Annotated in this window: 11 protein-coding genes; 5 read left to right on the forward strand and 6 right to left on the reverse strand. The window is 64.8% G+C overall.

Features of this window, described 5'->3' with window-relative positions:
* Window positions 1–32 precede the first annotated feature (32 nt).
* Entirely contained in the window at window positions 33–887 is an 855-nt protein-coding gene (locus RJT48_RS09480) for an HAD-IIA family hydrolase (RefSeq protein ID WP_311172039.1), read from the reverse strand.
* 168 nt (window positions 888–1,055) lie between these two features.
* On the opposite strand from RJT48_RS09480, the gene RJT48_RS09485 reads away from it, so the two are divergent.
* Both RJT48_RS09485 and dpsA read left to right on the forward strand, forming a co-directional pair.
* Complete coding sequence (locus tag RJT48_RS09485; protein WP_311172040.1) at window positions 1,056–1,847, forward strand: GTP cyclohydrolase III; 792 nt, start codon at window positions 1,056–1,058, stop codon at window positions 1,845–1,847.
* Window positions 1,848–1,984: 137 nt separating this feature from the next.
* Window positions 1,985–2,533, forward strand: a complete 549-nt coding sequence (gene dpsA / locus RJT48_RS09490; RefSeq protein ID WP_311172041.1) for a DNA starvation/stationary phase protection protein DpsA — start codon at window positions 1,985–1,987, stop codon at window positions 2,531–2,533.
* Between the two features lie 65 nt (window positions 2,534–2,598).
* On the opposite strand, the gene RJT48_RS09495 is transcribed toward dpsA, so the two are convergent.
* The gene (locus RJT48_RS09495) at window positions 2,599–2,781 is read right to left on the reverse strand and encodes a hypothetical protein (protein ID WP_311172042.1); all 183 of its coding nucleotides are present in this window, start codon (window positions 2,779–2,781) and stop codon (window positions 2,599–2,601) included.
* A 234-nt stretch (window positions 2,782–3,015) separates the two neighbouring features.
* Between RJT48_RS09495 and RJT48_RS09500 the strand changes: the two genes are divergently transcribed.
* Both RJT48_RS09500 and RJT48_RS09505 read left to right on the forward strand, forming a co-directional pair.
* Window positions 3,016–4,710, forward strand: a complete 1,695-nt coding sequence (locus RJT48_RS09500) for a DUF1508 domain-containing protein (protein ID WP_311172043.1) — start codon at window positions 3,016–3,018, stop codon at window positions 4,708–4,710.
* A gap of 130 nt (window positions 4,711–4,840) precedes the next feature.
* Window positions 4,841–6,022, forward strand: coding sequence for an outer membrane protein assembly factor BamB family protein (locus tag RJT48_RS09505; protein WP_311172044.1), 1,182 nt, complete (start codon window positions 4,841–4,843; stop codon window positions 6,020–6,022).
* A 54-nt stretch (window positions 6,023–6,076) separates the two neighbouring features.
* Here RJT48_RS09505 and RJT48_RS09510 read toward each other — a convergent pair whose 3' ends face one another.
* On the reverse strand, window positions 6,077–6,775 hold the full coding sequence (locus RJT48_RS09510; RefSeq protein WP_311172045.1) for a hypothetical protein: 699 nt from the start codon (window positions 6,773–6,775) through the stop codon (window positions 6,077–6,079).
* Between the two features lie 114 nt (window positions 6,776–6,889).
* Here RJT48_RS09510 and RJT48_RS09515 point away from each other — a divergent pair, with 114 nt between their 5' ends.
* The gene (locus RJT48_RS09515; protein WP_311172046.1) at window positions 6,890–10,858 is read left to right on the forward strand and encodes a PAS domain S-box protein; all 3,969 of its coding nucleotides are present in this window, start codon (window positions 6,890–6,892) and stop codon (window positions 10,856–10,858) included.
* Window positions 10,859–10,921: 63 nt separating this feature from the next.
* Here RJT48_RS09515 and RJT48_RS09520 read toward each other — a convergent pair whose 3' ends face one another.
* The 3 genes from RJT48_RS09520 to RJT48_RS09530 form a co-directional block, all read right to left on the reverse strand.
* Entirely contained in the window at window positions 10,922–11,320 is a 399-nt protein-coding gene (locus RJT48_RS09520; protein WP_311172047.1) for an ArsR/SmtB family transcription factor, read from the reverse strand.
* A 221-nt stretch (window positions 11,321–11,541) separates the two neighbouring features.
* Complete coding sequence (locus tag RJT48_RS09525) at window positions 11,542–12,684, reverse strand: pyridoxal-phosphate-dependent aminotransferase family protein (RefSeq protein WP_311172048.1); 1,143 nt, start codon at window positions 12,682–12,684, stop codon at window positions 11,542–11,544.
* Window positions 12,685–12,890: 206 nt separating this feature from the next.
* Entirely contained in the window at window positions 12,891–13,196 is a 306-nt protein-coding gene (locus RJT48_RS09530; RefSeq protein WP_311172049.1) for a hypothetical protein, read from the reverse strand.
* Window positions 13,197–13,262: the final 66 nt, after the last annotated feature.

The raw sequence follows: 13,262 nt of genomic DNA on the forward strand, positions 1-13,262 counted from the left end.
TTTCGTCCCAGCGTCTATAACTATTGTGCGTGTCATTCCGACAGCGTCGCCAGCACCTCTTCGAGGCCCGCAAGCGAATCGAGGACGAAGTCGGGTTCCTCATCGGGGCTACTCCGCCCCGTTTCGACCGACACGCCGGTCCGGACCAGTGCGGTCGCCATCCCCGCACGGTTGCCGAAGGCGATGTCCGTATCGGGTCGATCGCCGACGACCAGGACGTCCTCCGGCGGGAGCCCTAACCGCTCCAGTGCCATCCGGCGGGCGGGCTTGCTCGGCTTCCCGAGGACCGTCGTCGGATCGCGCCCGGCGACGTTCGCAATCGCGTCGATCACCGCCCCGGAGCCCGGGATATCGCCCTCGGCCGCCGGGATGACGACGTCGGGGTCGGTGCCGACGAAGGTGACGTCCGGATCCTCGAGGAGCCACAGACACTCGCGTAGCGTCTCGTAGTCGAACCTTCGATCGACTGAGGCGACCAGGACATCAGGGTCGAGTCCGGGCGGCGTAGCGGCTTCGCCGCCGTCCGTTCTCCCGGCTACAGTGTCGGCGCTGGATCCGTACGGAAGTACGGAGAGGCCGGCGTCCCGGAGGAGATCGACCAGCCCCGATTCGCCGACGACCGCGATCTCGCTTTTCGCGTGCTGTTCCGTGAGATACCGTGCGGTCACGGTGCCGGCGGTGATGATCTCGTCGGCGTCGACGGTGATGCCGGCGCTCGCGAGCCGATCCTCGTACGCTTCGGGCGGTTTGGTCGGGTTGTTCGAGACGAAGAGCCGATCAAGTCCCGCCGATTCTACTGCCTCCAGGCCGGCGTCGGTTCCTTCCAACGGTTGCTCTCCGCGCACGATCGTCCCGTCGACATCGAAGATGACTCCGCGGACACCCATCACTCGGGGTTAGGACGGGGGGCTGTTGAACGTAGCGGGCGGTTCGTGGCGATCGGCAGCGGGCTGATTTCCGTCGATCGCGTCCAGCACCGTTTCCGTTCCAGATCTGAGACGGTAATCCAATCTGATACGGAAAGACCGATATATGTCACGTCCTTCGGGACAGACGTGACGAACTCCCAGCTCACACTCATTCAGATCGACAACTACGGGCCGTGGACCGTGACACCGGATCCACGTCGTGAGATGGACCTCCAGACGCTTCAATCGCGGTTGTTTGCCGACCTGGCTCAGTTCGTCGGGAGTCGCGACGGCTACGTCTTCTTCACGCGATTCGACAATATGGTCGCGATCACGAACGGGCTCGACCGCGACGACCACGAACTCCTCCAGGAGTCGATCGGGAACCGTTACCCCGTCTCGATCAGCCTCGGCACTGGTGTCGACCCCTCGCCGATCGAGGCGCTCGAACGGGCGACTGCGGGGCTCCAGCAGGCCGGCTCGGCACAGGACGGCGATCGCCGCGAAGTGCTCGCCGGCGATTATCTGACGACGGACCGGCGGACGCCGTCGGACGTGCAGATCGCTCACTTCGACGTCAACGACGCGACGGGGAAGTACACCGACCGGCTCAACGAGTTCGATTCGTTCATTCGGATCGAACAGGGCTATGCGACCCTGATGCGGCACCTCCGCGAGGAACACGGAGCCCTTTCGTTCTTCGTCGGCGGCGACAACATCATCTCAATCTGTCCGGCGATGGACGAAGACGACTACCACGGGGCGATATCGCAGGTGGAAGCCGACGCGGGCGTCGAACTCAAAGTGGGCGTCGGGAAAGCGGAGAACCCGCACGTCGCGGGAATGGACGCAAAGCACGCGCTGGAAGATTGCCGACACTACGGGACGGCGGTCGAACTGAGCACTCCCAAGGAAGACGTCGGCGTGGCAACGGACTGACAGCGGTATCCCGCCCACAGATTACGGTCAAAAAAGCCGGTATCGGCCGGGACAGGGGTATCAGGATTTTCGATTGAGAAAAATATATTTCCGAATGTCAAAGTATTAAGCCCCTGGCGATCCTACTGACAACTGCAATGAGTACCCAACGGACAGTCCGACAGCAGGCCGGCGAGGTTGAGGGAAGCGAAGCGCTCCGGATGGACGCCGAGAAGGCCGAACAGATCGTCGACGCGCTCAACACCGACCTCGCGTCGACCTACGTGCTGTATCACCAACTGCGCAAGCACCACTGGAACGTCGAGGGCGCGGAGTTCCGCGACCTCCATCTCTTCCTCGGCGAGGCCGCCGAAGAGGCCGAGGCGTTCGCGGACGAACTCGCCGAACGCGCGCAGGCGCTCGGTGGCGTCCCGGTCGCCGGGATGAGCGCGCTCGAAGAGCGGGCCACAGTCGAGCCCGAAGACGAGGACGTCTACGACATCCGGACGTCGCTTCGGAACGATATGGAGATGTACGGGGACATCATCGAGACGCTCCGCGACCACGTCGAACTCGCGGAGAACCTCGGCGATCACACGACCGCGCATATGCTCCGGGAGAACCTCATCGAGGTCGAAGAGGCCGCCCATCACGTCGAACACTACCTCGAAGACGACTCGCTCGTCCTCGAATCGGCGACGCAGTAAGTCGGCGCCGCTCGCTGCTGTCTGACTGACCTTTTTGAAGCTGATTGATCAGCGGGCCGCCGACCTTACCGGCGGAGCGAAACCGCAGCGTCGACGTCGAAGGCGATCCACCCGTCGCTGTTCCCGTCTTCGGTCAGTACGACGCGATCGGGCGAGGACTGGTGAGCGGAGATCTCGGCCACCGGTGGCGCGAACTCCCCGTCGGACTCGGTCGATCCGTCCGCGTCGATCACGTTTGATCCGTCCATCACCCGGAGCTGGTGCTCGGACAGATATAATGGTTTTGGTACACCTAAAACGTCGACTGTGACGTAGTGGTACCGGTCCAATTTTTGCGGGAATCCGCCTCTACCCTTTCCTATCAGTTAGATTAGCGGGCACATCTCGGAATATTTGTGACGATGTACCTCACAAATACACGGATATCTCACCAAACTCGTAGCACGATTTATACGTGGGGGCTATGATTATAATGATGGATTATGCCATTTGGTAACGAGAACGGAATCCTGTATCGCATCTACCGAGACCGGGTGGGCGAACCGACGACGCACGACGAGGTCAGGGGGTACTGGGTGTTCCTGACAGGTCTCGTGCTCGGGACGCTCGGCATCCTTCTCTTTTTGCCGAGTTCCTCACCGGGAACGACCGCCTTCACGGTCCGGGAAGCGAGTATCTTCATCGCGGCCGTCGGAATGGCGATGCTGGTCGCCGGCCCGGTGATCAGACTCCCGCTCGCGTCCTGGTCGAACTATGCGGCGTACCTCGGACAGGCCATCTGCTTCCTTGCAGCCGTCTGGTTCGTCCTGATATTCCCGAACAACTGGTTCGTCGGGACCGGCAATCAACCGGTGGTTGTCCTCTACGCAGTCGGAATCGTAATCATCGGGGTCGGCGGCGCACTCGGGCCGCTCGTTGCGGGTGTGACCCAGGAAGACCTCGAAGGCAGCGAGCGCCGCGGCGCTGCGCTCGAATCGGAACTGGCCGAGGTCAGAGCGGAGCGGGATCGGCTCGAAGACGAACTTGCGGAAGTCGAGGCGGACTCGGACGCCGACGAAGCCGTGAGCCGCGGCGCTGCGCTCGAATCGGAACTGGCAGAGGTTAGAGCGGAGCGGGATCGGCTCGAATCGGAACTGCCAGAAGTCAGAGCGGAGCGGGATCGGCTCGAAGACGAACTTGCGAAAATCGAGGCGGACTCGGACGCCGACGAAGCCGTGACAGCGGACCTGCACGCACGGATCGACGACCTCTATTCGAGCCAGGCCCGGTTCGAACTCTACGAGGACAGGGCCGAGGAGTGGCGCTGGCGACTCCGACACCGGAATGGGAATCTCATCGCCAACAGCGGCGAGGGATACACCCGGAAGTACAACGCTCAGAAGGGAATGCAGAGCATCCGACGGAACGCGCTCGGCGCCGAAACGCTCCTCTTCGAACGGGAAGCCGAACTTCCCGAACCCGAGACAGAGTTCGAGCCCGTCGAAGAGCGAGACAGCCAGGCTACCTTCGAGATGTTCGAGGATAAAGCGGGCGAGGCCCGCTTCCGACTCCGGCACGAGAACGGGAACATCATCGCCGACGGCGGCGAGGGATACGCCTCCCGCGGCAACGCAAAGCGGGCGATCGAACGCCTCCGGGAGTACGTCGGGCCGGCGGATTACCTCTGGTTCGACCCGACCGGCTTCGAGGTGTACGAGGACAGGGCCGGCGAGTGGCGCTTCCGACTCCTCCACCGCAACGGGGAGGTCCTCGCCGACAGTGGCGAGGGGTACACACGGCGGAACGACGCTAACCGGGCCGTCGACCGGCTCCGCGAGCGGATCGACGAACTGGAGTTCGAGATATTCGAGGACAACGCCGGCGAGTACCGCTGGCGGTTGCTCGCCGGCAACGACGAGATCCTCGCCGACAGCGGCGAAGGGTACGAATCGAGAAGCGGCGCCGAGGAGGCCGTCGAACGGGTAACGGAGTATGCGCCCGACGCGGACGTCCTCGACATCGGGCGTGCAGCGTTCGAGATCTACGAGGACAACGCCGGCCAGCACCGGTGGCGACTCCGCCACCGCAACGGGAACATCCTGCTGGACAGCGGCGAGGGATACAGCGACCGGAGCGGCGCCAGAGACGGCATCGAGAGCGTCAAACGGAACGCACCGGGCGCGGAACTGGACGCGTAACTGATCTTCAGTCGGCGCCCGGTTTTCACCGACGAACCAGCGTCGAGTTCGTCGAAGCCGGGCCACGACGAAGCCGACCGCGCTCGTGTAGCAGCCGATTTTTTCACGCTGCTCGTCATACCGGCGCCCGATGGATTCCGAGAGCGTCGATATGTGGCGACCGACCACGCCGCTCATCTCGCTTCGCGCGGCGGCCGACCGCCTGTTTCTCGCCAGCGACGACCAAGTGATGGCCGTCGCGGCGCACTCGAAACGGATCGAGTGGCAGTTCTCCGTGAGCGGCACCCAGCTGATGCACGCGCCGGTCTCGAACGGGGAGTCGGTCTTCGTCGGCACCGACGACGGGACGCTTTACGCCCTCGACATCCGGACCGGGCGGGAGGTGTGGATCTTCGAGGCCGACCACGCGATTTACGGTGCCCCTGCAGTTCAGGGCGACGACCTGTTCGTCGGCAGCCACGACGGTCGCGTGTACGCTCTCGACGCGCGAGACGGTCGGGAACGGTGGCGGTACGACGCCGACGGTGGGATCTCGGCGACGCCCACGGTCGCCGCCGACACCATCTACGTCGGCGGTGACAGCCACGAAGTCGCCGCGCTCCGACGGCGGAGTGGGTTCGAGGAGTGGCGATACGGGACCCGCGCCCCCGTCGACGTCGGACCCGTCGTCGTCGACGACGTGCTCTACGTCGGCACTCACCCCGGTACCCTCCACGTCCTCGACAGGGGGACCGGGACGTCGCTTTCGACACGTTCGCTCGGGCGCTCCCCGTGCCGCGGGATGGTCCGCGAGGGGGAGACACTCGTGGTGAGCGCGGGTGACACCGCCTTCGGGTTCGACGTCACGACCCGGCGGTTCGACGTCGCCTGGCAGGCCCAGTTCGGGGCGGAAGTCGGCGTCCCCACCGCCACCGACGGTGTCGTCTACTGTGTGACCTACGACGGTGCCGTCACCGAAATCGACGTCTCGTCCGGGCGACTCAACTGGGAGTTCGATACGGAACGCCCTGTCTACGCACGGCCGAGCGTCGCCGGCGAAACCCTCTACGTCGGCTCCGAGGAGGGGTATCTGTACACCGTCCCGATCGGAGGCGGCGCAGACGAGACGAGCGTCTACGTGCCGGAGGGCCACGACGGCGCAGGGTCAGGTCCGGAGCAGGTCGGCGGGACTCCCGCCTCTTCGGGCTCGTCGGAGACCGAGGTCTTCACGCCCGGCGCCGACACCGGACAGGAAACCCGCTACTGCTCGGCCTGTGGCGCCGCGGTCGATCCGGGAGACAGTTACTGTTCGTCCTGTGGCGAGAAGCTCTGATAGTGACTGTTGTAACAGTTCACATTGTCTTGGTGCTGTCGCCGACGGCCCTCCTCAGTTGAACGACCAGTCGTCGTACACCTCCTGGGCGTTCGTTTCGGCCGGCGATTCGTCGGTTCCCTGCGTGACGTACCCGTCTAAAGCCTCTAGTTCGTCTGTCAGGGATTCGTAGACGTACGCGAGGCGTTCGCGCTCGTTGGCCGCGATTTCGTCGTCGTTCGCGTCGACGCGTTGGAGCAACTCCCGGGTGCTCGCCAGAAGGGTCCGGGCGAACATCAGTGCCTGCGAGGGGGGATGAGCGAACTCACAGAGCCTGACGTCCCCGGAGTAGACGTCGTACCCGAGGCGGGGGAGTTTGATCGATTCGGAGTACCGGAACGCACATTTCACCTGCGGCATCGGGTTCCGGAGATCCTGTGTCTGTTCGGCGAACACCAGTTCGATTTCGTCCGAAAGCCGCTGATACTCCCGGCCCAGGGCGCGGAGTTCCTCGGTGGGCGCCTCTCCGTCGTCGTACTGTTCCGCCAGGTCGTCGTAGACCGTCTCGATGTCGATGGTGACGAGCGCGATGAGGCGGAAGATGCCCGGTTCCGCCTCCCCGAAGGCCCGTAACCGTTCGCGGACCGCCTCGGTTTCGCCGAGCAGATGTTGCTCTCTGATCCCGTCCAGCACGTCGCGGACCTCCGCCTCGCTCTCGTGGAACGACTCGACCCACGCTCGTGGCGGATCGGCGGCGTCGTCAGTCTGTGACATCGTCGTGCCCCGTTTATTCCGCAACGACATGTGATTTTCTCCGATTCTCTCCCGGTCACTTTCCGACACCCCGCACACGAACGATTTACAACCGTCGAACCAGGGACTATGTGTATGTTTCCCGTGGGGGCTCGTCCACTGCAGATCGCAGTGGTGGGAGGAAATCGGGTCGTCGAGGCGCTGACCGGATGGGAGGACGACGCCAGCATCGACTTCGCGATCGACGCGGTCGAGCCGACAGCCGGTGGTATCGACACCGAACGGGTAGACTGCGTGGTCGCCGACGGTGGGTGCTCGACGATCGACGTCGTCGACGCAGCCAGTCGATGGGGCGACGAGTCGGAATCCGTCGCTGTCGTGGTCCTGGCCGACACCTGGACCACGGACCGCGTGACCGAGGCGCTCGCCGTCGGGGCCGACGAGGCGATGCCCCGGGAGCTGATCGACACCGATCCCGATCTCGTCGGGGAACGGATCGCCACGGCAGTCACCTCGGCGGGCGATCCGCGCGGGATACGGACGCTTTTCGACACCATCAACGACGGCGTCTGTCTGCACGACCCGTGGGCCGAGAACCTGCTCGACGTCAACGAGCGGATGGTCGAACTGACGGGCTACGACCGGGAGACGCTACTGGACCGCGGCGTTTCCTGGCTGAGTGTCGAGGCTGACGGATACACGAGGGAGAGCGCCTACGAACTCCAGCGGCGGGTCGCCACGACCGGCGAACCCGAAACCGTCGAGTGGGGGATCGAGACGGCCGACGGCGGCGACCGACTGCTGGAGGCGACGATCACGCCGGCCACTGCTGCCGGGGCGGATCGGGTGTTCGTCGTCTCCCGTGACGTGACCGAACGCCGCGAACTCGAAGTGACCTACCGCAACCTCTTCGAGAACGTCTCGGACGGGCTCGTGGTCCACCATCCCGAAACCGGCGAGATCCGCGACGTCAACAGCCGCTTCTGCGAGATGAACGGGTACGACCGCGAGGATCTGATCGGGGAGACGATCGACGTCGTCACCGCGCCCGAATTCGCCTACGAGCGGACACAGGAGCAGATCGAGATGGCACGCGAGGAGGGCCCACAGCTCTTCGAGTGGCGCAACCAGCGGGCCGACGGGGAGACGTTCCCGGTCGAAGTTCACCTGAGCGTCGTCGAGATTCGGGGCGAAGAGCGGATCCTCGGGAGCGTCCGCGACATCACCGAACGGAAACGGCGGGAACGCGAGTACGCGCAGATCTTCGACGGCGTCAACAGCCCGATCACGGTGAACGACCCGGAGACCGGCGAGATCGTCGATGCCAACCGGGCGATGTGCGATCTTTTGGGTTACAGTCGCGAGGAGATACTCGATCGAAACGTCGACGGGGTCAGCGTCACCGACGAGGGGTACACGATGTCCGAGGCCCGGGCGGTCGTCGAACGAGTGATGGACTCGGGGGAGACGGAACCCGTCGAGTGGAAGGTCGAGACCGCCGACGGCGAGCATCGCTGGCTGGAAATCGAGGGGACGACGGCCGAAATCGGCGGCGAGGAGCGGTATCTCGGGCTCGGCCGGGACGTCACCGAACATCGCCGCACGGAGCAGCGCCTGCGTGCGATCCTGGACCGCATCGACGAAGCGGTCTATCTCACCCCGGTCGAGGAGCTGCCGGCGGACTCACAGCCCCCGGAGTACCTCAGCTCCGGGTACGAGGAGATCTGGGGCCAGTCGCTCGATCAACTCCGTGAGACGTACGAGAACGGGTTCTTCGATACGCTCCATCCGGACGACAAGGGTGACTACCGGGCGTTCGTCGAGCGTATCGTCGACGACGTGAAATCCGATACCGCGTCGGACAGATACACCGTCGAGTATCGGATCAGACGCCCGGACGGGGGGATTCGGTGGGTGCACTCCGAGTACTACCCGCTCGAGTGGGACCGCGGGCCGCCGCGGGTCGTGATCGTCAGCCGCGACGTCACAGAACGGAAGCGAACGGAGCGGAATCTCCGCGTGATCGCCAGACGCGTCGACGAGGCCATCTATATGTCCTCGCCGGACAAAACGGAGGTCTACTACGCCTCGCCGTCCTTCGAGGAACTCTGGGATATCCCGACCGAGCGGATCTACGAGAACCCCCAGGCGTTCATCGAGCGGGTCCATCCCGACGACAGAGAGTGGTTCCGGGAGGAGTACGAACGGATCCGCACGGACCTCACCGATCCGGACCGCGAGCCACAGGACACGTACGAACTGGAGTATCGCGTCCGACACGAGGACGGCGAGGTCCGGTGGATCAGCGTCCGTGGATATCCCGTGTTCGACGACCGCGGCGACGTCGATCGCTGGATCGCCGTGAACCGCGACGTAACCGATCGCAAAGAGCGGGAGCGACGCGTGGCGTCGTTCGAGGAGGCGACCGACGATCTCGTGACGGCTGACTCCCCCGCAGAAGCCACCGAAACGGCAGTCACGGCGGGTAGTGAGACACTGGAGTTGCCCGCGATCGGCGCGTTCCTCTACGACGGTGAGGACGGCGTGCTTCGCCCCGAGTCGCTCGCCGGCCCGCTTCTCGCCGAGGCTGGTCTCGATGCTGTCGGACCGGACGACGGGCCGCTCTGGGACGCGTTCGCGACCGGGGAGCCGGTGACCTCCGCCAGGACCGGGACCGACGCCAGGAGTGTCGTCTCGGAGAGCACGTCCGGAATTCCCGAGTATCTCGACGCCTGGCGGGTTCTCACACTCGGGAACCACGGTGTCCTGCTGGTCGGGACGGCCGAGCAGTCGCTCGATTCCGAAAGTGTTCAGGGGGCACACATCCTCGCTGCGACGCTCGAAGCTGCACTCAATCACCTCCGTGGGCAAAAACGGCTGGCAGCACAGGAAGAACAGCTCCGGACACAGACCGAGCGGGCGGAGCGCCTGGACCGGATCGCACGCCTGACGCAACAGGTCGAGGCGGCGATCACCGATGCCTCGAGCCGTACTGAGGTCGAAACCGCGGTCTGTGAGCGGCTCGTCGACGCCGGACCGTACGATCTCGCGTGGATCGGGGGCGTCGAGGTCGGCAGCGACCGGCTCACCGCGAGGGCAGTCGTCGGCACCGGGGAGCAGTACGTCGCGGCGATGGATCTGACGACGACCGACGGAGTGGCAGATCCCCACCCCGCCGTGGCGGCCTGGCGCAACGAAGCGGTCCGGGTGGTGAACTCGCTGGTGGACGAGGGGCTGTCCGGAAACTGGCGGCAAAACGCCCTTTCGGCGGGCTACCAGTCGCTCTGTGCCGTTCCGTTGATGCACGAGGGAATCGTTCACGGCGTGCTGACGATCGGCACCGACACGCCGCAGGCCTTCGCGGACCGCGAACGTGACGTGCTCGGCCAGCTGGGGAGGACGATCGCGAACGCACTGTCGGCGATCGAGCGGCGACGAGCCCTCGAATCCGACGAGACCGTCGAACTGGAGTTCCGTGGTCCGGGCGACGCCCTCCCGTTCGCTCGCGTTGCTACCGCTGCCGACTGTACCGTGCGACTCGAACGGACTGCCGCTCGGGAAGACGGCGCCGTGAGCGTCTATTTCAGTTTCGCCGGCGGCATACCGGACGACGCACCGGAGCTCGCGCGACGGTCGCTGCCCGGGTCGGTCGACGTCGTAACCGAGACCGGCCCGTTGGTGGTGGAGATGCGGACCGACGAGTGGTTCGGGGCTCCACTGGCGGCGTACGGGGGTCGACTGCGCGAAGCCAGAGCGGGTGCGGGCGAGACGGTCATCAGAGTCGAGGTGCCGACGCAGACCGACGTCCGCTCGTTCGTCGAGCGGATGGGCGATATCGCGCCGTCCCTGGAACTGGTCGCAAAACGACAACACAGAAAACGGCAGCAGACGCCGATGGAGCTGAGCGACCAGGTTCGCGCGGAACTCACCGATCGACAGCTCGAGGTGCTCCGGACGGCCCTCTCGGCGGGATACTTCGAGTGGCCGCGGGACCACGACGGCAGCGAGGTCGCAGAACGCCTCGGGATCACCCAGCCGACGTTCAACAAGCACCTCCGGATCGCCGAACGGGAGACGTTCGGGTTGCTGTTCGGTGATGAGTGAACTCCCCACGGTTTCGGAATCATCGAGGTCGACCACGGGCAGACACGTGCTCCGAACCCGATGTCAGTCGCCCAGTTGCGGCGTCGGCTTGGAAGCGATCGACCGGCGGGCGTCCGAAACGGCGTCCTGTTCGCCGACGACCAGCACGAACGGGCTCGATTCGGGGGCGTACACGTCCATCTCCCGTCCCTTCTCGGAGTACCACTCGTCGATAACGGTTACGAGGCCGGCATCCGAGAGGTTCTCCAGGTGGTGGCTGACGTTCTGAATCGACGTCCCGACCCGGGCCGCGAGTTCGGATTTCGTCGCCGGGTCCCGGTACAGTTCGACGAGGATCGAGCGGGCGCTCTCGGAGGCGAGCACCGAGAAGACGTCCTCGGAACCCCGGCTATCGAGTCCGACGACTTCTGGCTCCGGATCGGGTCGGTCAGTGATCGGTTCCTTCGAGAGGAGGTGGGGCATACACAGGTGGTCGGATTCTATCTCTACAAGTGGTTTCACTACGACTGTCGACCCCCGCGACGGGCCAGGCTAGATAGATAGTCTCTTTTTAAACGACGCTGCGCTCCCCACCGACTACGTGTTCGCAGCGGACTGGCACCACGACAGCAGGGGGTCCGTCGAGAACTCACGGGTGTCCACGACAGCGCGGCGCGGTCGACCGAGCGGGCGTTTCGGAGTCGCTACTGGTCGAAGCCCTGCGCTTCGAGCCCGTCCTCGATAGCGGCGAGGAGGAACTCGATGTTCTGCGGGCGAGCGGAGTAACCCATACAGCCGATTCGCAGAATCTCGCCTTCCAGCGCACCGAGGCCGCTGGCGACTTCGATGTCGTACTCGCGCTTGAGGTAGTCCAAGAGTTCAGTGTCGTCGACGCCGTCAGGGACACGGACCGCGTTCAGCGACGGCAGCCAGAACTCGTCGTCGGGGTTCAGCTCGAAGCCGAGGTCCTCCAGGCCGGTTTTGAGCTTCGTCGCCATCTCTCGGTGCCGTTCCCAGCGGGCTTCGAGCCCCTCTTCGGCGACCAACTGCAGGGACTCCCGGAGCGCGTACACGTTCGTGATCGGCGCGGTGTGGTGGTACGCCCGTTCCTCGCCCCAGTAGCCTTCCAGAAGCGAGAGGTCGAGATACCACGAGCGGACTTCCGTGTCACGGTTGAGCACCTTCTCCATCGTCCGATCGTTGACCGTCAGCGGACTCGCACCCGGCGGACAGGAGAGACACTTCTGGCCGCCCGAGTAGGCGACATCGATGTCCCACTCGTCGACGCGGAGTTCCACGCCGCCGAGAGAGGTGACTGTGTCCGCGATGACGTAGGCATCGTGCTCGTGGGCGATGCTCGTGAGTTCGGAAACGTGCGGCTGCAGGACACCCGTACTCGTCTCCGCGTGGACGAACCCGAACACGTCGGGGTCGTGCTCGTCGAAGGCCGCGGCCACGTCGTCGGGTTGGAGCGGCTCACCCCACGGGGCGTCGACGGTGACGACGTCGCCGCCGGCCCGCTCGGCCATCGACTCCATTCGCCCGCCGAAGTAGCCGTTCGTCGGGACGAGGACGGTTTCCCCGGGTTCGACTACGTTCGCGAAGGCCGTCTCCATCGACGCGGAGCCGGTCCCGCTGACCGGAATTGTCCATTTGTTGTCGGTCTGGAACGTGTATCGGAGAAGCTCCTGGACCTCGTCCATAATCTCGATGAACGCGGCGTCCAGGTGGCCGATGAGCGGTGCAGACATCACCCGGAGTACGCGGGGGTGGACCTCGCTCGGTCCCGGCCCCATCAGCGTTCGTTCCGGCGGGTTGAGTGGCTCGGTCTCTGGCGGTTGCTGCATACGGTTTCCGGTAGGTCACCCGTGAAATAAAAAGGACAGGAATCGGTTCCCTCCGTGCTACCCGCACTCGTCCGCCTACTGGTCCTGCTTGGAAAAGACTGGACTCAGCGGGAACGTGGCTCCTTCCAGATCCACCTAAGAGCATTTCCGGAGGGCTATCGAGTAACGAAACACGACCCGAGACGGAACGACGCGATCGTGGGGGCTTATCGCCGACCCCGCACGTGTTGGCTCGTGTCGACGTCGATATTGAGATGCTCAGTCCCGCGGATCCACGCGAGGTAGTCCGCCAGTCGATCGGCATCCCGCAGTTTCTCGGCCGTATCGAACCCTTCGCGCAGTTCCTCGTTGGTGAAGAGCGCGTGGACCTGTTTGTGGCAGGGGCGACACAGCAGCACGGTCGCGCTCTCTGCACGGCGCTCGGGGCGGAGATGATGCTCTTGGACGGCCTGGGGGTCCGCGAGTCGTTCGGTCGGGATCCGCCGTCGGCAGAGCGCACACACCGTCGACATCGACGCACCAGAGAGCCCGGAGACGGATGAATATCGGGTTGGGGACTCGCAGGTACCGTGGTGCCT

This window comes from Halobellus ordinarius (assembly GCF_031823395.1).
GTDB lineage: Archaea > Halobacteriota > Halobacteria > Halobacteriales > Haloferacaceae > Haloquadratum > Haloquadratum ordinarius.